Origin of the sequence: Schnuerera sp. xch1 (assembly GCF_019931165.1) — a bacterium.
Lineage (GTDB): Bacteria > Bacillota > Clostridia > Tissierellales > Tepidimicrobiaceae > JAIOUP01.
Map to the genome: position 1 here is coordinate 82,087 of NZ_JAIOUP010000008.1, position 23,758 is coordinate 105,844.

Here is a 23,758-nt window from a genome sequence, read left to right on the forward strand (position 1 = left end):
CGGTAATATTATCATATATAAAACGATTTCCTAAATGTTATAATAATTTTAGAAATTATCATAGTTAAATTAGTTAAGGAGAATGACATTGAAAACATTTAAAAAAGAGTATGTATTGCTTAATGTAGATATAAGTACGAGAGAGGAAGCTATAGCTTTTATTGCTACTAAGGCTAGTGAACTAGACATATCCAATGATAGAGATAAAACAGAACTAGATTTATGGGATAGGGAAAGGGAGTACAATACTGCTATCGGTGATATGATAGCAATACCCCATACAAAATCCCCTTCAATCAATTTTCCAGTAGTATTGATTATAAAACCAAAAGATATCATTGATTGGTATGGGGAGAATGTTAATCTTATAATTTCCTTCCTATCTCCAAAGAAAAATACTAATAATATACATCTAACTATGCTATCAAAAATATCAAGAAAGCTTGTCAATGAAGAGTTCAAAACTACTCTAAGCGAGTCGAATGATATTGATTTGATATATGAGATGATTATGGGAGCATTAAATTCTTAAAAAGGAGGAGAGAAAATGGGGAAAAAATTCATTGGACTATGTGCCTGTACAATGGGTCTTGCTCATACTTTTATGGCAGCAGAAGCATTGGAACAAGCAGCAAAAGAAAAAGGTTATGATGTAAAGATTGAAACACAAGGAACAGACGGTATAAAAAACAAACTTACACCTCAAGATATTGAAGAAGCCGATATTATACTCCATGCAGTAGCTGTAACACCTGAAGGGATGGACAGATTTGAAGGATATGAAATTTATGAAGTGGGATTACAAGATGCAATTAAGAATTCAAAGGGAATTATAGAAGAGATAGAAGAAGATTTAGGTATTAAATAAAATAGGGGGAGATTTTGTATGACAATTAAAAAAAGAGTTGTAGGTTCATCAAACGATAAGCCCATAACTCGGGGAAACAAGAATACTCAAACTCCAAAAAACGGTAAACAGTCTATTTGGACAGAAGTAAGCCGTCATATAATGACTGGGATATCCTACATGATACCGGTATTAATCATGGGTGGTCTAATTGGTGCATTTTCCCAAATTATACCTTATGTTATTTTAGGGATAGACCCGTCTTTATCCATTACAGATGCATTGGCTACAGGAGAATTTGTCGGATTTAATGAAACATTATTAAAATTAGCGGATATAATGTCATCTTTTGGATTTACATTATTTGGGTTTGCTATACCTATCTTTGCAGCATATACAGCTAACTCAATTGGTGGTAAAACCGCTCTTATTTCAGGGTTTATAGGAGGTTATGTGGCAAATAATCCAATTGGAAGATTGGAAATAGTTGATGGAGCATGGCAGTCAGTACCACCAGTTCCTTCAGGATTTTTAGGCGGCATCATTATAGCTTTTGCAGTTGGATATTTTGTTAAATGGTTGAATGAAAAAATACAAGTATCTCATAACTGGTTGGCATTTAAGTCTACATTCTTGATTCCACTATTAGCAGCGTTATTTACTTTAATAGCAATGATATATATAGTAACTCCAATTGGTGGCGCTTTAAATAATGGTATCAAAAGTGTGCTTGAATCGGCAGGGAAAACAGGTGAAATGGTCTATGCAGTAATACTTTCTGCTACAACTGCCTTCGATTTGGGTGGGCCTGTAAACAAAGCAGCAGGATTTGTAGCAACTGCATTTACAATAGAAAAGACTTTGCCTATAACTGCAAGGGTATTAGCAATAGTTACTCCTTCTATAGGTCTTGGGCTAAGCACTATTATCGATAGGAAATTAGTTGGCAGAAGGGTATATGATAAGCAATTTTATCAAGCAGGGAAAACATCTATATTTCTAGCATTTATGGGGATATCAGAAGGTGCCATACCATTTGCATTAGAAAGACCTGGATTCGTGATTCCACTATATGTTATCTGTTCAGTAATAGGTTCTACTACAGCAGTTATTTTGGGAGCAGTACAATGGTTCCCTGAGTCAGCAATATGGGCTTGGCCATTAATTGATGGCATAATTCCATACATTATAGGGCTTGCTATCGGTTCAATCCTAATTGCCGTAATCAATGTATTCTATAGAAATAGACTAATAGAAAAAGGGAAATTACAAGTCTTTTAATAAAATATAAATCAAGGGGCCATGTTGGGTCCCTTTTCTTTTAAAAAAGGAGGAAAAGATGAAAAAATTAAAGATTGGCATAATTCCACACACCCATTGGGATAGGGAGTGGTATTTTACATCTTCTAAGTCAATGATCTATTCTTTACATGTTTTTGACGAAGTTATAGAATATTTAGAGGAAAACACAAAATTTAAATGTTTTATACTTGATGGTCAAACTTCTATAATAGAGGATTATCTATTGATGAGACCCAATATGGAAACTAGAGTTAAGAAACTGGTCAAGGACAATAAAATAATTACTGGGCCCTGGTATACCCAACCTGATACATTGGTGGTATCAGGAGAGTCTCTAATTAGAAATTTACTCTATGGAACTCGTAAGGCTAAAGAACTTGGAAGAACTATGAAAGTTGGGTATTTACCAGATTCCTTTGGAATGAGTGAGCAAATGCCCCAAATTTATAGGGGATTTGGTTTTAAATATGCAGCATTTAGGAGAGGCATTGCTGATAGATTAATTAGGAATAGAGAGTTTTACTGGAGTTCTCCAAATGGGGATGAAGTATTTGTTCATAATATTTACGCTTATGGAAGTTTTGGGTATCCACCAGAAAACTCAGATGAAATCAAGGATTCTATGATAGAAATTATAGATAAGCTGAAGGATAAGTATAGAACAGGATTGATATTGTTATTTAATGGTGAAGATCAAAAACCTATTAGGAAGAATTTACCTCACATAATTGATAAGGCTAAAGAGGTATTACCAGATGTTGATTTTGAAATAATGTCTATGGAAGAAGGTTTGATAGAGCTCGAGAAGTCTCATGTGGATTTTGAAAGATACCAAGGTGAATTTACTTTTGGACAATATTCAAGAACTCATAAAAGTATTTTTTCAACCCGTGCAGATTTAAAGATAATGAACAATAGGATAGAAAACTATCTTCAAAATATAGCTGAGCCAATATCTTCATTGGCATACATTCTTGGATTTAAATATGAGGAAAATGTATTTGAAAAGGTTTGGAAACTAATGCTTGATAATTCTGCTCACGATAGTATTGGTATGTGTAATTCTGATGAGACTAACAGGTATGTAAAACATAGGTTCATCGAAGCGGCAAATCTTTCAACTTCCTTAACAGAATTAAAACTTAGAGAGATAAGTACAAAAATTCCAGTAAAAGATAATTTCCAATTTCAAGTATATAATCTACTTCCATATGAACGTGGAGGGCTTTTGGAAACACAATTATTTTTACCGTTTAAAGATGTTGAAATATATGATGAAGAAGGCAATGTATATGGATCGGAAATTATTAGTACTGAAGATGTAACGGAAGATATTTTCAAAAAGTCCATCAGGGAAATTGGAGTAGACAACGATTCTTCTACTTCCTGGCATAAAGAAATCAAAAATATATATAATTCTAAAATATTAATAGACATAAAAACTCTTCGACCTATGAGCTATAAAACATTATATATTCGTGAAAACAACAAGGGGAAAAACACATTAGCTGTAAACGATAATTGTATTGAAAATGAATATTATACTATTTCAATAAATAACAATGGAACTATAGATATTTTTGATAAAAAAAGAGCTAAGAATTATTTAGATGCAGTATACTTTGAAGATGACGGAGATGAAGGCGATAGCTATGATTACTCAGAGCCAATAGATAATATTTATTTGAGGGGAGTCAAGGTAATAGATGTAGAAATTGAATCAAATTCATTAAAAAATATAATGCATATAGTCTTTGAAATGTCATTACCTTATAATTTAGAAGAAAGGAGCCAAGGAAAAGTTTCTGTTACTAATATAATAAAGATGGATATTAGTTTAGCAAAGAACGATCCCAATATTGGTATAGATGTAAAGGTATTAAACAAGGCAATTGAACATAGACTAAGATTGATCGTAAATACAGAAATATATGCAAAATGTTCATATGCAGATCAACAATTCGGAACTATTGAAAGGGAAGTATATCTAGAAGAAGTTGAGTTCTGGCGAGATCAGGGTTGGGATGAAAAACCTAGGACAATAGAGCCAATGCAGAGTTTTGTTAGTATTGCAGATGATAATTTGGCAGTTCAAGTTACTACTGATTCAGTAAGGGAATATCAGATTATAGGTGAAAAATTCAATAAAATTGCTATGACTATTTTAAGGTCTACTCCATTCCTTGGTAAGGAAGAGCTTAATGATAGACCCGGTAGAGAATCAGGAACAAAAGCTCCAACTCCTGATGCAGAACTAATGAATGAAGAAATAAATGCAAGATATTTCATAAGATATTATGATAAATATGATGCCTATAAGTTCGCTCAAAATTCAAAAGAGATATTAACGCCAATAATAGCGTACCAAGGTTCTCAATTTAAAAATAATACCACTTATTTTGTCATTACAAATCCTAAAGATAAGAATTTACCTATGGCATATTCTGCATTTGGTATAAAAGGAGAGGCTGTATTATCAACGGTGAAGAAAGCAGAAGGCAGAGATGATTTGGTTATAAGATTATATAATCCTGATAGAATTGTAAATAAGAATATAGCAATTACAGGTACGAATAAAAGACTCTATGAATCTAGATTAGATGAAAAACTAATTTCAAAACTAGATAATAATATGATGGATATTAAGACTTGTGAGGTAAAAACCATTATTTGCTTACAGGATGATTAAAAATTCAAATAATAAGGTGAAAATATGAATAAGAGAGAAGAAAACTTGATAAGAATCCTTTATGAAAAAAAGAATACATTTATAGTAATCCAGGAAATGGTAGAACGTGAAGGTTGTTCTGATAAGACTATTAGGAATTCACTGGATAGGATAGAGGAGTATCTTAGCAAGTTTTCTTCTGATTTAAAACTTGAGAGAATTAGGGGGAAAGGTATTCGCTTAAAAATAAAAGAAGGTTCTAAAATAACCCTTAAGGATATTTTAGGCAACAATTATTTTAATGAATATATGTTATCCAATGATGAGCGTCAATTTGAATTATTATATACATTACTTATGGATACAAAACCAGTAACATTAGGAGAACTTGCAGAAAGATACTATGTGAATAAAAAAGTCATTACTGATGATTTAAATGAGTTGGGAAAGCAACTAGAAAGATTTAATTTAAAGATAGTTTCAAAACAAAAGATTGGGACTTTTATTGAAGGAACGGAAAAGGATAAGAGGGAAGCATTATCTCATGGAATTAAGGTTTTAGGAAATCTAAATAAAACTAAACCTACTTTAAAAAGTATTTTTATGCCTTATGAAATTGATTTAGTCAATAAAGCCATAGCGGATTTACAAAATCACATTAAAATCTATTTTACCGACGAATCCAGCGATGCTTTAGCTATACACCTTCTTTTTATGATAAAAAGAATTAAACTAAACCAAGCTATAAGTATCTCTCAGGATAAAAAAGATTTAGTAAAAAGAAAACCACAATACTCTTGGGCCTTAAAATTAGCCGGATACTTAGAAAAGAACTTCTCTTTAATATTTCCTAAAAATGAAATTATTTATTTAGCAATTCATCTGCTTGGAATGAGGTACTCTAGTGATAGTAATATGGAATCCATGGATTTTGCTCTTGAATCAGATACCAGTATTATGGACGTATTATTAAATAGATTATTGTATAATATGGAAGAAATATATAAGCTACCTTTTACATCAGATGAAATATTGATCAAAGGTTTGAGACTTCATCTATACGGTTCTCTTAATAGGATTAAGTATGGGCTGTCTTTAGAGAACCCACTATTTGAGTATATAAAGCGAATGAATCCATATGTATACTATGAGGCCTTAGCAACTGTTAATGAATTTAATTCTGAATACAATATACGTATTCCAAAAGAGGAAGTAGCATATATAACTGTTCATTTTCAAGCTTCAATTGAAAGACATAACAATGGTTCTTTTAAAAAATACACAGCAGTTGTAGTTTGTCATTTGGGAATAGGTGTTTCTAGTTATTTGCAGATTAAACTAGAAAAGATATTTCCTTGGATGGATTTTAGGGGAAATATTTCTGTTAAAGAGATTCGAAAATATGTAGAAGATAATCCAACAGATTTTATTTTCTCAACGGTAGATATAGATAATTTTGAAACAAGATATATTAAGATAAGTCCAATTATAGACAAGGCAGAAGAGATTAGGATTAAAAAAGTATTAAATAGCAATATGGCTTATGAAGATTTGAATAATCAAAGGAAAATTCATAAATTTATAGATAGAGAATTTATATTTTTAAACAAAAACTTTAAAAATAAGGATGAAATTATAAGATTTATTACATCTAAATTGTATAAAGCAGGAAAAGTGGATTTTAGATTTCACAAATCCGTATTGAAGAGAGAGCTAATGGATCCTACCGAAATAGGTAATTTATTAGCTATACCTCATGGGAATGCCGATTATGTAATATTATCTACTATAGCTATACTTACATTAAAAAAACCTATTTTATGGGATAATGAGAAAGTACAGATTGTATTTCTATTAGCTGTAAGAAAGGAAGATTATTCAAAGGATGATACTATGAGGAACTTTTTTAAGTATTTAAATAGTTTAAGCAATGATAAGGAATTATTAGAAAAACTGATAAAGGAGGATAATATAGGAAGTTTCCTAAAATTACTAAGATAATACTTTGAATTTAGACCATATAAAGCTGTTCATTGCATAATAGTACCTCTAAAGAAGATATAGTTAAAATAATAGAAGGTTTGGATAACACTTTTTAGTGTAAAAAAAGATTGTAAATTTCCTCTTATACTAATAAAATATAATATAAGGGGGAATTTTTTATGGATGACAGACCGATTGGAGTATTTGACTCTGGAGTTGGTGGATTGACAGTATTAAAGGAATTGATAGAAAAATTACCAGGAGAAGATGTAGTATATTTTGGAGATACAGCAAGAATACCTTACGGCTCTAGATCAAAGGAAACTGTAATAAAATACTTTTTACAATCAGTAAGATTTTTATTAACGAAGGATATAAAAGCTATAGTAGTTGCTTGTAACACCGCTTCGGCACTAGCTATGGAAGAAGCCCAAAAAGTGTTTGAGATTCCTATACTAGGAGTTATTGAACCTGGTGCTGAGGCAGCAATAGCAGTAACCAGGAATTCGAAAATAGGAGTAATAGGTACAGAGGGAACTATAAACAGTCAATCATATCAAAGAAGGATGAGAAGGATGCTTCCTTCAGCTGAGATAATAGGCATATCCTGTCCTTTATTTGTTCCAATAGTAGAGGAAGGATGGGAAAATTCAGATGTAGCATTTATGACTGCCAAGCAGTATCTATTGGAATTAAAGGAACATAACATAGATTCTTTGGTTTTAGGATGTACTCATTATCCAACCCTTCGATATACCATAGATAAGGTATTAGAAGGAAAAGTGAATTTGATAAATCCCGCATATGAAACTGCTAAAGCAGCAAAGATTATGCTAAAGGAATCAAATTTAACATCTTCTAGAATTGACGGAGGGAAATGTGAGTTTTATGTAAGTGACGATCCAGAGAAATTTAAAAGAATAGGAGGAAATATATTAAAAAAGGAAATTGCCTCAATTCGAAAAGTCAATATAGAAAACATGTAGGCACCATAAGTGCCTAAAATTTGGCTATATGTGCTTAAAATTAAGCAGAAAGGAGGAATTATTCTATGCAGAACCAAAACCTATTTCTCAAAGAAAATATATTTCAAATATTCGATTATATTGAAGAAGGGATCCATATTATAGATAGCAAAGGGAGAATAGTATATTATAACAAATTTGCTCAAAAAATTGATGCTATAGATACTAGAAAAGCTATAGGTAGACACCTATTAGAAGTATATCCATCTTTAAGTTATAAAACTTCTACTCTATTAAATACAATGAGAACAGGAAAACCCATATATAAAAAAGAACAGACCTTTTTAAATTACAAAGGGGAAATGATAACGACGGTTAATTCATCATTACCTATCATAGGAAAAGATAATAAAATAATAGGAGCTTTAGAAATATCTAAAGATATAACCCAAGTCAGAGAGATGTCTGAAAAGATAGTAGATCTTCAAAGCAAGCTATTTAATAATAATAAACCAAACAATAAAACTAAATGGAACATGGCAAAATATACATTCCTAGATATAATAGGAGAAAATAAAGAGATGTTAGATTTGAAAAAAAATGCATTGAAAGCAGCGAAAACAAATGCACCAGTTCTTATATATGGAGATACGGGTACAGGCAAAGAATTGCTTGTACATGCTATACACAATTCAAGTAATAGAAAAGATAAACCATTCATAGCACAAAATTGTGCTGCTTTACCAGCTAATCTATTAGAAGGGATCCTATTTGGAACAGTAAAAGGTGGATTTACTGGAGCAGAAGATAGACAAGGTCTTTTTGAATTAGCGGATAGTGGGACTTTGTTTTTAGATGAAATCAATTCTATGCCCTTAGAATTACAATCAAAATTATTAAGAGTATTACAGGATAATAGTATTAGAGCAATAGGAGGAACTAAAAATACAGATGTAGATGTAAGAATAATTGCTGCTACTAATATACATCCAGAAGAAGCAGTAAAGCAGAAGATATTAAGAAAAGATCTATATTATAGGCTTAATGTAATAGGTTTTGGGATACCTCCATTAAAGGAAAGAAAAGATGATATACCAATATTAGTAAACCACTTTATAAAGAAATTTAACAATAAATTAAATAAATCTGTTAAAGGAATATCAAAGCAAGTTATGAGTATATTTAACTCTTATTCTTGGGATGGAAATGTAAGAGAATTGGAAAATTTGATAGAAGGTATAATGAGTATATATGATGTAGAGATTATAGAAGTACAACACTTACCAGCCAAATTTAAAGATATAAAAAAACAAAAGCCATGTTTATCTTTAAGAGAAACCTTAGCTAATATGGAAAAACAAATGATACAGCATGCATTAAAAGAAGCAGAATACAATATTAGCTATACCGCAAAACTTTTAAACATTCCTCGACAAACTCTCCAATACAAAATATCTAAATATAACTTAAAATAATTACAATAACTTTCTTTTTTGGTGCCAGGCTTATACAATACACAATTAAAAACGAGATACATCGTTAAGTTTACTCATCTGATTACTGTAATGAATAACTCCTGTGTCATTTCTGACTTTGATTTGCCCAAAATTCAGCAGGGAATTTATTTACAATGTTAACATTTTAACAGATATGCCTGAATTTAGTGTTTATGTAATTTGAAAAAATTGGCACAGATATTGCAATTAATAACAGATAGAAATAATTATAGAGGGAGGCATGTACTATGAAAAAAGGTAATAAATATGGAATCCACAGAGTAATAGATCCAAAAGGGGTTTTACCTCAACCGGCACTTAGAATTGATAATACTATGGAAATTTATGATAATGAAATATTAATCGATGTACAGACTTTAAATGTAGATTCAGCAAGTTTTACTCAAATAAGGGAACAGGCAAAAGATGACGTAGAAGAAATAAAAAAAATCATGAAAGGTATAGTAGCTGATAGGGGAAAGCATCAAAATCCAGTAACAGGTTCTGGCGGGATGTTAATAGGTACTATTGAAAAAATTGGACCAGCTTTAGAAAGAAAAACTGACTTAAAAGTAGGAGACAAAATTGCAACCCTAGTATCATTATCATTAACACCACTTAGAATAGACGAATTTTTAGAAGTTAGGCCAGGAGTAGATCAAGTTGACATCAAGGGTAAAGCAATATTATTTGAGTCTGGAATCTATGCAGTAATTCCTGACGATTTACCGGAAAACTTAGTTTTATCCGTGTTAGATGTAGCAGGGGCACCAGCACAAACAGCTAAATTAGTAAAGCCAGGAGATACTGTAGTAATAATAGGCGGAACAGGAAAATCTGGGATGCTATGTTTATACGAAGCAAAGAAAAGGGCAGGAGTTACAGGAAAGGTCATATGCATAGGATCGAGGGATAAGACAATTCAGAGAGTAAAGGGTATAAACTTAGCAGATATATACATAAAAGCCGATGCTACTGATGCAGTAGGATTAATGAAAAAAGTTAGGGAAGCAACTGGTGGACAATTAGCAGATATAGTTATAAATACAGTTAATATCCCAAATACTGAAATGTCAAGCATATTATGTACTAAAGACCAAGGTTTAGTTTATTTCTTCAGTATGGCTACCAACTTTACAAAAGCAGCGTTAGGAGCTGAAGGAGTAGGAAAAGATGTAACGATGATAATAGGTAACGGCTACACTAAAGGTCATGCAGCAATTTCTCTGGAATTAATGAGGGAAAGTCAAGAGTTAAGAAAGATATTTGAAGATTTGTATGCTTAAATAATATAGATACAATCGTCCTCCTATGTCGTGTGCCTTCCTGAGTTAAAAGGGTTTGATTTTTATGTTAGAAAGGAATAAAAAAAGGAGTGTAAATTGTGAGAAATTTTAAGGATATTGAACTGTGGAAAGACGTTACTGAAGAACAATGGAACGACTGGCAGTGGCAGGTAAAAAATAGAATTACTGATATAGAGACTTTAAAGAAGTTAATAAATGTTACCCGACAAGAAGAAAAGGATATAGAAGCAGTACTTGATAAATTCAGAATGGGTATTACACCATATTATGCATCTTTGATGGATCCAGACGATCCTAATTGTCCAATTAGGAAGCAAGCAGTCCCAACAATAATGGAAACTCATCAGAGTTTAGCGGATATGGATGACCCACTATCAGAAGACGAAGATTCACCAGTACCAGGACTAACTCACAGATATCCTGACAGAGTATTATTTTTAATTACAGATCAATGTTCTATGTATTGTAGGCATTGTACTAGAAGAAGATTTGCAGGACAAAAGGACTCTGGAGCACCAAACGACAGAATAGAAAAATGCATAGAATATATTAGAAATACTCCTCAAGTTAGAGACGTGTTGTTATCAGGAGGAGATGCTTTATTAGTAACTGATGAAAAACTGGAATATATCATAAGGAAATTAAGAGCAATACCTCATGTTGAAATAATAAGAATAGGTAGTCGTACACCAGTAGTTATGCCCATGAGAATTACCGATGATTTAGTAAATATTCTGAAGAAGTATCATCCAATATGGTTAAATACACATTATAATCATCCAAAAGAAGTTACAGATTATTCAAAGGAAGCCGCTAGAAGGATGGCAGATGCAGGTATTCCTCTTGGAAACCAATCAGTATTATTAAGAGGAGTAAACGATTGTCCTAATATAATTAAGGATTTAGTTCATGAACTAGTAAAGATGAGAATTAAACCATACTACATTTATCAATGTGATTTATCTACTGGAATAGAGCACTTTAGAACTAAGGTATCTAAAGGGATAGAGATAATAGAAGCATTAAGGGGGCACACCTCTGGATATGCAGTACCTACTTTTGTAGTAGATGCACCAGGAGGAGGAGGGAAAACTCCGGTTATGCCTCAGTATGTAATTAGCCAATCTCCAACTAAAGTTGTGCTTAGAAATTATGAAGGGGTTATAACTACTTATATTGAACCTCAGTATATTGAAGAGCCATGCGATTGTCCAACATGTAGAGGAGAAATAGAAAAGCTCAATACAGGTGTATCAGAATTATTAGAAGGACGAGAAGTAAAAGCAATGGAACCAGATAATTTAGAAAGGAAACAAAGAAACAACAGACAATGTATAACGTATGATTTCTAGGATTGGGCTCTGAGATTAGAACATATGGGGGTGTTTTATAGTGCTATTAGATATCATATACAATAAATATAAAATAGTATCCATAGTAGGAGTGGCAAAAAATAGTGGAAAGACAGTAGCATTAAATCACTTAGTTGGTGAAGCTACGAATAAAGGTATAATGCTAGGGATTATCTCCGCTGGAAGAGATGGAGAATCTACTGATATAGTTACGGAAACAGAAAAATCAAAAATATTTGTAGAACAAGGAACGATAGTGGGAACTACTGCACATTTGTTATCATTGAGTGATGTTGTAGTAGAAATAATGGAAGTAACAGACTATAGAACACCCTTAGGAAAAATATTAATAGGTAGAGTAAGGGATAGTGGATATATTCAGATAGCTGGACCTCAAACTGCAAGAGAGGTCAGAGAAATTTCAAATTTGTTATTAAATCTTGGTGCCGAAATCATAATTATAGATGGGGCTATGGATAGAAAAGCTTCAGCATCGCCCTCAATTTCTGAAGCTACTATTCTATCCACTGGTGCTGTACTTAGTAGGGATATTGATAAGGTTATTGAAAGAACAGTTCATTTAGCAAATTTATTTAGCCTTCCTTCAGTAGAAGGTTTAAAGGATAGGGAAATTGTAGAAAAAGCTTTAAATAAAGGGAAGGTAGCTATAATAGATGAAGACTTAAATATTGATATACTTAGAATAAAGAGTGCATTAAATAACGGTAAAGTCATAGCGGACAATATTGAAAACAGATCGAAATATGTAGTAATACCTGGTTCACTTGTAAAAAGCACTTTAGAGGATATTATAATGTCTACTGATAAATATAAAGATGTCTCTATTGTAGTAATCGATGGAACTAAAGTGTTTATATCCCCAAAGGATTGGCTTAAATTTAAAAGATATGGTGTTGATGTAAAGGTATTGAATCCAATAAATTTAGTGGCCATAACTTTAAATTCATACGCACCTCAGGGACATTATTTTGATCCAAAAGAATTATTGAATAAGATGAGATACCATATAAAAAGTATTCCTGTAATGGATCTACTATTAGGGGGTGAAGAGTTTGGAGTTTATGGATGAGTCAACAAAGAAATCTTTAGATTTCCAATATGTACTAGATAGGATAAACGTAATCACCTCCTATGGTCAATTTTATAAAAAAAGGATGAAACCCTATATTCCAGGTGAAGAACAAAAATTAATAGAAGAATTAAATAAAGTTGAAAAAGCTGTTGTCTATGCTGAAGATAAAGAACTTATAGGAGATATGGATAGTGTATTACATCGTATAAAGGATTTAAGGGGTTCAATAAAAAGATCAGAAAAAGGATCTATCCTTACAGAAGTAGAATTGTTTGAAATAAAGAATTTTCTTTTTTCAATTAGAGATTTAAAACAGTTATTAGATGAAAATAGAGTCATTTTATGGGATGGTATTAAAATACAACCTATACAGGAATTAGAAGAACTATTGGATCCCGAAAATACTGGTATTCCTACATTTTACATATACGATAGCTATTCAGAAGATCTTAAAATGATAAGACAACAGAAAAGAAATATTGAAAGAGATATTAAATACTCCTTAAAAACATCAGACAATTTAAATTTATTGAAAAGAAAAGTCCAAATGCTAAAAGATAAAGAAGAAAAAGAAGAGATGAATATAAGAAATAGATTAACTAAGGAGATAGCAAAACATAGTAAAAAGCTTTGGATGAATATAGCCAGTATTGGAAAGCTGGATTTCACATTAGGTAAAGCTAAGTTTGCTGTAGAGATAGATGCTATCAAACCAAGTATAGTCAATAAGCACTTATTAACTATAATAGAAGGAAGACACCCTAAAATTGAAGAAATGATAAATGAAAAGGGATTGGAATTCACCCCAATATCTGTAGATTTGCAACAAGGGGTTGCTTGTATTACTGGAGCTAATATGGGTGGTAAAACAGTCAGTCTAAAGCTGATGGGATTGCTAACTGTAATGGCTCAATATGGATTATTAATCCCTGCTGATAAAATGATTTTAGGACTAAATAATTTTGTAAAATCCTCTATAGGAGATTTACAATCTATTGATAAAGGATTGAGTACCTTTGGAGGAGAAATTAAACTTATCCAAGAAGCCATAGAAATATCAAATAATAAAGGATTGATATTAATAGATGAACTTGCAAGAGGTACAAATCCAGAAGAAGGATATGCCATAACTAAGGCAATAGTACAGTATCTACTAGATAAAAATTCAATAACTGTACTAACAACCCATTATGACAATATAGGGAATATAGATGATATAACTCATCTACAGGTAGTAGGGTTGTCCAGTATAGATTTAAACAATTTGGAAACTAAATTAAAGGATATTAATATAGATAAAATAGATATGATAAGTAGTCTTATGGATTATCGACTAATGGAAGTGGATAAAGACAAAGATGTTCCAAAAGACGCCATAAATATTGCAAGAATAATGGGATTGGACTCTAAGATAATAAAATTAGCTGAGGGGAATTTATGAAATAGAGAAATCTTAATGGAGATCGCCCCTTTATATTATTTTCCCATATATTATATTTTCTAATTATGAACTGTATCTAGTACATTGTCTATATATGTTCAAAATTGAAAAGAAAGGTGTTGTGAAAAGTTGAATAAACTAAATCTTGACTCAAAGTTAATAGATAGCTCAAGAGATGCAGCTAAGAAGATAGCTGATGAAGTACAGAACTTTATAGATAAGCATACCACTACTTCTATAGAACGAACAATAGCACGATTATTAGGAGTAGATGGTATTGATAAAATAGGAAAACCATTACCAAATGTGTTGGTGGATAATGTAAGGAGAAGTGGTGGGTTAGGAAGAGGAATAGCATTTTGGATAGGGAATGCTATAGTTCAAACTGGAGACACCCCTCAAGAGATAGTAGAGCAGATATCCAGAGGAGAATTGGATATTACTCACATACAGATAGCTAATGAAGATAGGATAAGAAAAACCGTTTTAGATATGGCAAAGAAGACAGTTGCAAAGATCAGTGAAAATAGGAGAAAAAGAGAAGAATTTATAGCTACCCTTGGAGAGGGTAAGCAACCTTATTTATATGTAATAGTAGCGACGGGGAATATATATGAAGATATGGAACAAGCAAAGTCAGCCGCTCGTCAAGGAGCAGATATAATAGCAGTAATAAGAACTACAGGACAAAGCTTATTGGACTACGTACCGTATGGTCCAACTACAGAAGGATTTGGAGGGACTTATGCTACTCAAGAAAATTTTAGGATAATGAGGAAGGCATTGGACGAAGTAGGTGGAGAGATAGGACGATACATAAGACTTTGTAACTATTGTTCTGGCTTATGTATGCCAGAGATTGCAGCTATGGGTGCAATAGAAAGATTGGATATGATGTTGAATGATGCTCTATATGGAATTTTGTTCAGAGATATAAATATGCAAAGAACTCTAATAGATCAATATTTTTCTAGAGTAATCAATGGGTTTGCAGGAATAATAATCAATACTGGAGAGGACAACTATCTTACAACAGATGATGCAGTAGAAGCAGCGCATACAGTATTAGCATCACAATTTATAAATGAACAGTTTGCATTGAAGGCAGGAATTCCAGAAGAACAGATAGGATTAGGTCATGCGTTTGAAATGGATCCATCCATAGAAAATGGGTTTCTAATGGAATTAGCCCAAGCCCAAATGGCAAGAGAAATATTCCCCAATGCACTATTAAAATATATGCCTCCAACAAAATATATGACAGGCAATATATTTAAAGGGCATTTACAAGATGCTATGTTTAACTTAGCATCCATTATGACTCATCAAGGAATTCAATTATTAGGTATGCCAACAGAAGCTATTCATACTCCACATTTACAGGATAGATATCTATCGATTGAAAATGCTGAATATATCTTTAATAATGCTAGAAACTTAGGAGATGAGATTACCTTTAGAAAAGATGGAATGATTCAAACTAGGGCTCAGGAAGTTCTTAAAAAGGCGGAGGAACTATTAAATCAGATAGAAAAAGAGGGAATATTTAAAACAATAGAGGAAGGTAAATTTGGTGGAATAAAAAGAGCAAGAACTGGAGGAAAAGGGTTAGATGGAGTAATCAAAAAAGATTCTGGATATTTTAATCCATTTATCCAATTAATGGTTGGAGGTGAAGATTAATGGTAGATTTGGCGAAAATCAAACCTTATGGGGACACATTAAATGATGGAATAATTCAATTAAGCTTCACTTTACCTGTACCATATGGCGATGAAGCAGTAGAAGCAGCGTGTCAATTGGTTAAAAAGATGGGCTTAGAGAATCCTTGTGTAGTATATTCTAAGGATTTAACAGGATACAGTTATTTTATAGTCTATGCAAAAGCTACTCAAACAGTGGACTATATGAAGATTGAAGTACCAAAAGTTTGTGTGAATATTATGAGTAAAGAAGAAATAGAAGGGTATATAAATGACAATATTAAAAGGGATCTAGTTATAGTAGGGGCCTGTACTGGAACAGATGCACATACTGTTGGGATAGACGCCATAATGAATATGAAAGGGTATGCAGGTCATTATGGGCTAGAAAGATATAAGGGAATTGATGCATATAATCTAGGTAGTCAAGTGCTTAATGAGGAATTGGTGGCAAAGGTAATAGAATTGAATGCTGATGCAATTCTAGTATCACAAGTTGTAACCCAAAGAGATGTTCATATCCCCAATCTTACCCAATTGGTAGAATTGTTAGAGGCAGAAAACATTAGAGACAGAGTAATATTAATTTGTGGCGGACCAAGAATTTCTCACGAATTGGCAAAGGAATTAGGCTATGATGCAGGTTTTGGAGTAGGTTCTTTTGCTGAAGATGTAGCTAGTTTTATAGTTACAGAAATAGTGAATAGAAAGTTGGTATAATCACAAAGCATTTATATATTTTGTTATTATTCCGAACAATAGTTTTTGACTATTTGAAAAATTCTAAAGTGTGTGAAAAATTGACAAAAAATATTCAAAATATTATAATTATGGTAAATAATAAAATTAATCAAAACAAATGTAGAAAGGAGAGTTAATATAATGGAAAAGGAAATACAAAAGTTTAAGCCTTATATTTCAGCTGACAAAGTAATGCCAGAATTTACAATTACAGCAATCATAGTAGGTGTTTTTATGGCAATTATCTTTGGTGCAGCAAATGCATATATAGGTCTTAGAGTGGGTATGACTATTAGTGCTTCAATACCAGCAGCTGTAATTTCTATGGGTATTATCCGTGGAATTATGAAAAGAGATTCCATATTAGAAAATAATATGGTACAAACCATTGGATCAGCTGGTGAATCTTTAGCAGCTGGAGCTATATTTACAATCCCCGCATTATTTATTTGGGCTAATGAGCTTGGTATGGAACAACCAAATACACTTAGAATTGTAATCATTGCCTTAGCGGGTGGAGCTTTAGGAGTATTCTTAATGCTTCCTCTTAGGAAAGCATTAATAGTGAATGAACATGGGGTCTTACCTTACCCTGAAGGAACAGCATGTGCAGAGGTATTAATAGCAGGAGAAACAGGAGGTTCTAAAGCAAAAACAGTATTCCAGGGTTTAGGGATAGGTTCAGCATTCAAATTTATTACTGATGGAATAAAACTATTCCCAAGTGAAGTCGAATGGGCATTACCATTTTATAAAGGTGCTGCGGTAGGTATGGATACTTTACCATCTCTACTAGGTGTAGGGTTCATAGTAGGGCCCAAGATATCTTCTTTTATGTTAAGTGGTGCTATATTAGGTTGGTTAGTATTGATACCATTAATGGTTCACTTAGGACAATTTATACCGGATATAATATATCCTGCTTCGGTGCCAATGAGTGAACTAGGATATTCGGAAATGTGGGATTTTTATTTAAGATATATAGGTGCAGGTGCAGTTGCGTTTGGTGGAATCTTTAGTTTAATTAAATCCTTACCATTGATATTCAGAACATTTAAAGAAGCAATGGGTGGACTAAGGGATACAGCAGGAACTGCAACTGCCACATTGAGAACAGATGAAGATATGTCGATGAAAATAGTAATTATTGGTATAATAGCTATAGTTGTATTTATTGGTGTTACAGACTTTATTCCAGTTGGAATTCCGGGAGCATTAATAATAGCTATATTTGGATTCTTCTTCGCGGCAGTTTCAGCGAGACTTGTAGGGTTAGTAGGTAGTACTAATAATCCGGTATCAGGAATGACCATAGCAACATTATTAATTACAGCATTAATATTCAGAGCAATAGGTTTTGATGGACATGAAGGAATGATTGGAGCAATAGCCGTAGGTTCTGTAATATGTATAATAGCAGCTATGGCTGGAGATATGTCACAGGACTTAAAAACTGGATTCTTAGTGGGAGCAACTCCTAGAAAGCAACAATATGGAGAGCTTATTGGTGCAGTTGCATCAGCTCTTGTAATTGGATTTGTAATGATTCTATTAAACGAAGCCTGGGGATTTGGTTCATCACAATTGCCAGCGCCACAAGCTACTCTAATGAAACTAGTTGTTGAAGGTGTAATGAGTGGAGAACTTCCATGGACATTGATATTTATGGGAATTGGAATAGGTATATTTGTTGAGTTGTTAGGCATTCAAGTGTTGCCTTTTGCAGTTGGACTATATCTGCCAATTCACTTAAGTACTCCAATTATGTTAGGTGGAATTATTAGAGGATTGTTGGATAAAAGAAAAGAAGAAGCAAGTATCCTTAAACAAAAGGTTGATGGTGGAGTATTATTCTCCTCAGGTCTTATAGCAGGAGAAGGTTTAATAGGAATACTATTAGCAATATTTGCTGTAATACCAACAGCAGCAGGTAACCTTGGAGAAACAATTGCTGTAGGTAATCTGGCATTAGGGCAATGGGGATCATTGATATTCTTTGTTGGACTAGCTTATCTATTGATAAGAAAATCATTTTATGTTAAAACAGAAAAATAATTAGGGGATGTATAATGTTTAAAAAAAGGAAGAAAAAGCAAGAAAACTATCTAGACTATATACCAAAAAAATCTGATAGGATTGATTGGAAAGAAAAAGAAGATGGTTTAATCCAAATAATAATATACAGAGATTCCCTATTTGAAAAGATAGTGAGAAAGTTATTCTTTACCCCTGATAAGTATAAACTTGACTTGGATGAAATGGGCAGTTTCATATGGAAGCATATAGATGGTAAAAGAAATATCTATGAAATAGGTCAGTTAGTTGAGAATGAATTTAAAGATGAAGCTGAACCTCTATATGAACGACTTGCTAAGTTTATGAATTTATTAATCAATAATAAATTTATTGAATTTAAATAATAAAAAGAATGGTTCTAGATTAATTTTTAGTAATCTAGAACCGTTCTTTTTATGTTTATTTATTTAATCTATACCCAGAAATCCTATTCACAATTAGTGCAATGGCACCGTCCCCTGTAACATTAGTAGCTGTACCAAAACTATCCTGAGCTACATATAATGCAATCATCAAAGAAAGAAGTGACTGTGGAAATCCTAACATTGTTTCTAAGAGTCCTAATGCTGCAATTACTGCACCGCCAGGTACACCAGGTGCAGCGACCATAGTAACGCCCAACATCAATATAAATGGGAATATAATTGAAAAGCTAGTTGTCATATTATTCAGCATCATTATTGCCATAGAACAGCTGACCAAGGTAATAGTACTACCAGATAGATGGACAGTTGCGCATAATGGAATAACAAAGTCAGCAATTTCATCTTGAACACCATTTTTCTTAGTTTGAGCAAGAGTAACTGGTATAGTAGCTGCAGAGGATTGAGTTCCAATAGCTGTAAAATAAGCTGGAGTCATGTTTTTTAATAATTTAAAAGGATTTGCTCCTGTAACTGTTCCTCCGATAATAAATTGTATAATGAGAACAGTTATATGAAGTATAAGTATCATTATGAATACCTTAGCAAATACTGATAGTATCGTAGCTACTTGGCCAGCGTAAGTCATATTGGCAAATATCCCTAGTATATGGTAAGGAAGTAAAGGAATTATTATCCTTGATATAAGTTTTTCTATAATGGATTGAAATTCATCCATAAATTTTTTTATTGTATCTCCTTTAATAGTAGCGATTCCTAAACCGATAGTGAAAGCTATTAATAGAGCTGTCATAACTCCAAATATTGGAGGCATTTCAACTGCAAAATAAGGCTCCAATAGGGATTCTTCTGGATTATTGGCGGCCATATCCAAGCTTCCAGGAGTCAAAAACATAGGTAGTACTATGGAAGATGTAAGATATGCCAAAGTGCCAGCAAAAACAGTAGATACATAGGCAATACCAGCTGTAATAGCTAATAGCTTTCCGGCATCTTCTCCTAAGTCTCCAATACCTGGAGCCACAAATCCTATAATAATCAATGGAATACTGAATGTTAGGAAATTACCAAATAATCCATTAAAAGTTGCTAGAATCTGTACTAACCATTGAGGACCAAAATTACCTATTATTATTCCCAATATAATAGCTATTACTAATTTAGGTAGTAATCCTATTTTTCTCATATAAAATCCTCTCCTTTCCTGAAAAGCATTATACCCATATTATATACTAATTCGATAAAAAAATACAAAATCATAATAATAACTTTATTTTTATAGTGCCAGGCTTGTAATACTAAGAAATAAAGCAACCCGGCACTTATTCATTAACTTTTTCAAAAAAAGTTAGTAAATTAGTACCAGGTTGCTATACTTAAGATAAAATTATTTTATACTTGCTTCTTCTATCCAACATTGTTCATCTTTGATATCGAGTTGGAAGATCTTACCCATATCTTTATCATATTTTGCTTCATGAAATTTAAATAACATAGTAGTATCTGACAAGTTTCCTAGTATTTCAATTTTTCCTCTTTTATTAGACATCACATAACGGAAACATTTTCCGTGACCATTAAGTTTAGATTTAGTTTTTTCTACAATGTGATATCCTTCCTTGAGTGGAAGTTGGAATTGATTTTTCACGCCTGAGACAGGTCTGCATTGGAATATATAATATGGGTTAATTCCTATTGCAGTAAGTTTATTAATAAGTGTAGCTAAGACATCTGGGTTGTCATTAACGCCCTTTAGTAAAACAGTTTGATTTTTGAGAACAACTTCGCTGTTTAATAGATTTTTTACTGCTTTTATAGACTCTTTTGTTATTTCATTTGGATGGTTAAAGTGGGTTACTACATAGATTTTCTTCTTTCTCGAATATTCTCTTAAAATATTGAGTAATTCCTGATCTCCATTTATCCTCATCGGGAATGTGACAGGTGTTCTAGTCCCAAAACGGATCAAATCTAAATGTTCAATAGAAGATAGATCTTCTAAGTAAGAGTGAATTATTCTGTTGTTATTTAAAAAAGCATCTCCACCTGATATTAGAACATTATTTATTTCATCATGTTCTTTTATATAGGCGATAATTTCTTTTAAATGGTTCATAATCTCATCACTATTTAATCCAACAAGTCTTTTTCGAAAACAGTGTCTGCAGTACATACCACATTGGTTGGTAGATAACAACAAACCTGTCTGTTTATACTTATGTTGCAATCCAACAACTACTGTATTATTTGACTCTCCACTCGTATCAAAGCTACCTGTTAAGTCTGTCTCTTTTGTGGAAGGAATACACAATTTTCTTATAGGATCATTTTCATCATCTTTGTCAATTAAAGATAAATAGTAATGTGGAATAGACAAAGGATATTGTTTGACTATTTCATTTAATTTCTCTTTTTCTTCCTTTGAAAATTCCTTTTGGAGTGCTTTCTCTAATTCATCCACAGTTGTTATGTTATTGGCTAATTCTTTTTTCCAATTCATCGCAACCCCCCTTCTAAACTAAACAAGTTATTTTGTGATATTGTAATACTATAATTTTAACAGACTTTATCAATTGGGTCAAATTTCTAAACATTGAATAACTTTCTTTATTAGTGCCTGGCACTAATAAAGAAAGTTATTCAATGTTCTGACTATGACTCTATTCCCTGTATTTCTCATAGGTTTTAATCAATATAGGAATCAATATAATTTGTATAATTATTCCAGGGATGGCTGTTAGAGTCATTCCATATACATATATGTCTAATGGTGGCATTGGCAATCCAAATCCTTGGCCTAGCAACAATATGGTTAGGGCAGCACCCATTCTTCCGATTATCATGCTTATAATTAAGGAAAATATCAGATTCATATTTAATCTTTTATAGAGATAACCAGATATAAGTCCATATATTGATAATTCAACCAACATAATCCATAATACTGGGATAGGGGGCATACCTGTCAGAGCATGATTGAGTAAAGGTGATAAAAATCCTACTATTAAACCTAATGAAGGACCTAGTAAAAATCCAGCAATCATAACAGGAATATGCATAGGAAGAAAAATTGATCCATCAATTCCAGACATGTGTATTGCTGTAGATATTACAATGCTTATTCCTAACAGAACTCCTGATGTAACCAAATCTCTTGTTTTATATTTCATAAAAGAATCTCCTTTCCTGTTCTACCTTTTTATTATAATCCTATTGTATTCATTTTCCAATCCATAATTTGTGATGAATCAAAAACTTGCACTCATTAAATGGTTAGTGTAATATTATATAGTAAATTAATAACCTGGTTGGAGGAATAAAAATGTTTTTTAGCATATTGTTACTATTGAAAATAATATTATTTATGAATATAACCAAAATTCAATATAATCAATCGTTAATATTTCTTACGAGTACACTAGTCACTATGTTTATCTTCACTTCAATTTACTTTAGCAACTATAAGAAAAAAAGGGTACTAGGTTTAAGCATATATACTTTTATATCCCTAGTTATGTTTATGGATGTAATGTATTATTCACATTTCAATATACTGCCTTCAGCTAATATGTTGAGTCTACTTGGACAGGTAGGAGCTGTAGGGGATAGCATTGCAGTTTTATTTAGTTTTAAGAATGCTTTATTCATTTTAGATATTCCATTGTTAATAATATACTTGATAAAGACTAACAATAAAAGAGAGCAAAAAACCTATAATAGACATATAAGGTGGGGAGTCCCTGGATGTATAGCAATTTTACTTATAATCTTATTATTATTTTTAAATACTAAGGATTTATTGATTCCAGTAAGCAACCAGGAACTGTTCACCTACCATATCAAGGATATAAAGGATGCTATAACTAAGAAAGGTGTAGTTGAAGGTCGAAGTTTGGTTACTTTAGAGGATTTGGAAAAATTAAAGGATAGGAGCCAGATGATAGAAGGGAAATATACTGGTACAGGAAAAGGTAAAAATTTAATAGTAATACAAGTAGAGGCTTTACAGAATTTCCCAATTAATCGATTTTATGATGGACAGGAAATAACTCCAAATCTAAATAAGTTGATAGAAGAACAAGGCAGTTTATATTTTAATAATTATTATCAACAAATAGGCAGAGGTAATACATCGGATGCTGAGTTTGTAACTAACAATTCATTGTATCCTTCAGATCAAGGATCTATCTATAAAACTTATGAAAAGAATACATTCTATGGTTTGCCTTGGATATTAAGAGATAATGGCTATACATCCTGGGTATTTCATGGATATGAAAAGGAATTTTGGAATAGAGAAAATGCCTATGTAAATCAAGGATTTCAAAGGTTTGTATCTGAAGAGGATTATGAATTTAGTGAAGATGAAACCATAGGATTTGGAATAATCGATGAAGTTTT

The 23,758-nt window shown here is 32.2% G+C and carries 19 protein-coding genes; 16 read left to right on the top strand and 3 right to left on the bottom strand.

Annotated features, from left to right (window positions below; translation table 11 throughout):
- Positions 1-88 precede the first annotated feature (88 nt).
- From K8M07_RS07485 to K8M07_RS07555, 15 genes are all read left to right on the top strand, one after another.
- On the top strand, positions 89-532 hold the full coding sequence (locus K8M07_RS07485; protein ID WP_223377327.1) for a PTS sugar transporter subunit IIA: 444 nt from the start codon (positions 89-91) through the stop codon (positions 530-532).
- Positions 533-547: 15 nt separating this feature from the next.
- Positions 548-868: a PTS fructose transporter subunit IIB gene (locus tag K8M07_RS07490; RefSeq protein WP_223377328.1), complete on the top strand. Its 321-nt coding sequence runs from the start codon at positions 548-550 to the stop codon at positions 866-868.
- Between the two features lie 18 nt (positions 869-886).
- Positions 887-2,128, top strand: a complete 1,242-nt coding sequence (locus K8M07_RS07495; RefSeq protein ID WP_223377331.1) for a PTS fructose transporter subunit IIC — start codon at positions 887-889, stop codon at positions 2,126-2,128.
- Between the two features lie 58 nt (positions 2,129-2,186).
- Positions 2,187-4,838 (top strand): glycoside hydrolase family 38 C-terminal domain-containing protein, encoded by a 2,652-nt coding sequence (locus tag K8M07_RS07500; RefSeq protein ID WP_223377341.1) that lies wholly within the window; start codon positions 2,187-2,189, stop codon positions 4,836-4,838.
- 24 nt (positions 4,839-4,862) lie between these two features.
- The gene (locus tag K8M07_RS07505; RefSeq protein WP_223377343.1) at positions 4,863-6,818 is read left to right on the top strand and encodes a BglG family transcription antiterminator; all 1,956 of its coding nucleotides are present in this window, start codon (positions 4,863-4,865) and stop codon (positions 6,816-6,818) included.
- A 161-nt stretch (positions 6,819-6,979) separates the two neighbouring features.
- Positions 6,980-7,786 (top strand): glutamate racemase, encoded by an 807-nt coding sequence (murI, locus tag K8M07_RS07510; RefSeq protein WP_223377344.1) that lies wholly within the window; start codon positions 6,980-6,982, stop codon positions 7,784-7,786.
- Between the two features lie 65 nt (positions 7,787-7,851).
- On the top strand, positions 7,852-9,240 hold the full coding sequence (locus K8M07_RS07515; protein WP_223377346.1) for a sigma-54 interaction domain-containing protein: 1,389 nt from the start codon (positions 7,852-7,854) through the stop codon (positions 9,238-9,240).
- 269 nt (positions 9,241-9,509) lie between these two features.
- Entirely contained in the window at positions 9,510-10,547 is a 1,038-nt protein-coding gene (locus K8M07_RS07520) for an L-erythro-3,5-diaminohexanoate dehydrogenase (protein WP_223377348.1), read from the top strand.
- 98 nt (positions 10,548-10,645) lie between these two features.
- Complete coding sequence (gene ablA, locus K8M07_RS07525) at positions 10,646-11,920, top strand: lysine 2,3-aminomutase (protein WP_223377350.1); 1,275 nt, start codon at positions 10,646-10,648, stop codon at positions 11,918-11,920.
- Between the two features lie 40 nt (positions 11,921-11,960).
- The gene (locus K8M07_RS07530; RefSeq protein ID WP_223377351.1) at positions 11,961-13,010 is read left to right on the top strand and encodes a hypothetical protein; all 1,050 of its coding nucleotides are present in this window, start codon (positions 11,961-11,963) and stop codon (positions 13,008-13,010) included.
- Positions 13,003-14,454 (top strand): MutS-related protein, encoded by a 1,452-nt coding sequence (locus tag K8M07_RS07535; RefSeq protein WP_223377387.1) that lies wholly within the window; start codon positions 13,003-13,005, stop codon positions 14,452-14,454. Before K8M07_RS07530 ends, K8M07_RS07535 begins: the two co-directional genes overlap by 8 nt.
- Before the next feature lie 129 nt (positions 14,455-14,583).
- Positions 14,584-16,137: a lysine 5,6-aminomutase subunit alpha gene (locus tag K8M07_RS07540; RefSeq protein WP_223377361.1), complete on the top strand. Its 1,554-nt coding sequence runs from the start codon at positions 14,584-14,586 to the stop codon at positions 16,135-16,137.
- Positions 16,137-16,877 (top strand): OAM dimerization domain-containing protein, encoded by a 741-nt coding sequence (locus tag K8M07_RS07545; RefSeq protein WP_223377363.1) that lies wholly within the window; start codon positions 16,137-16,139, stop codon positions 16,875-16,877. Before K8M07_RS07540 ends, K8M07_RS07545 begins: the two co-directional genes overlap by 1 nt.
- A gap of 162 nt (positions 16,878-17,039) precedes the next feature.
- Positions 17,040-18,953, top strand: coding sequence for an OPT family oligopeptide transporter (locus K8M07_RS07550; protein ID WP_223377365.1), 1,914 nt, complete (start codon positions 17,040-17,042; stop codon positions 18,951-18,953).
- A gap of 14 nt (positions 18,954-18,967) precedes the next feature.
- Positions 18,968-19,318 (top strand): PqqD family protein, encoded by a 351-nt coding sequence (locus tag K8M07_RS07555; protein WP_223377367.1) that lies wholly within the window; start codon positions 18,968-18,970, stop codon positions 19,316-19,318.
- Between the two features lie 55 nt (positions 19,319-19,373).
- Here the strand turns inward: K8M07_RS07555 and K8M07_RS07560 are convergent, their stop codons facing one another.
- From K8M07_RS07560 to K8M07_RS07570, 3 genes are all read right to left on the bottom strand, one after another.
- Entirely contained in the window at positions 19,374-20,543 is a 1,170-nt protein-coding gene (locus tag K8M07_RS07560; protein ID WP_223377370.1) for a dicarboxylate/amino acid:cation symporter, read from the bottom strand.
- Between the two features lie 201 nt (positions 20,544-20,744).
- A complete protein-coding gene (locus K8M07_RS07565; RefSeq protein ID WP_223377372.1) occupies positions 20,745-21,857 on the bottom strand; it encodes a KamA family radical SAM protein in 1,113 nt (370 codons plus the stop codon).
- A 160-nt stretch (positions 21,858-22,017) separates the two neighbouring features.
- On the bottom strand, positions 22,018-22,527 hold the full coding sequence (locus K8M07_RS07570) for an ECF transporter S component (protein ID WP_223377374.1): 510 nt from the start codon (positions 22,525-22,527) through the stop codon (positions 22,018-22,020).
- A 152-nt stretch (positions 22,528-22,679) separates the two neighbouring features.
- On the opposite strand from K8M07_RS07570, the gene K8M07_RS07575 reads away from it, so the two are divergent.
- A partial coding sequence (locus K8M07_RS07575; protein ID WP_223377376.1) for an LTA synthase family protein occupies positions 22,680-23,758 on the top strand: 1,079 nt, incomplete at its 3' end.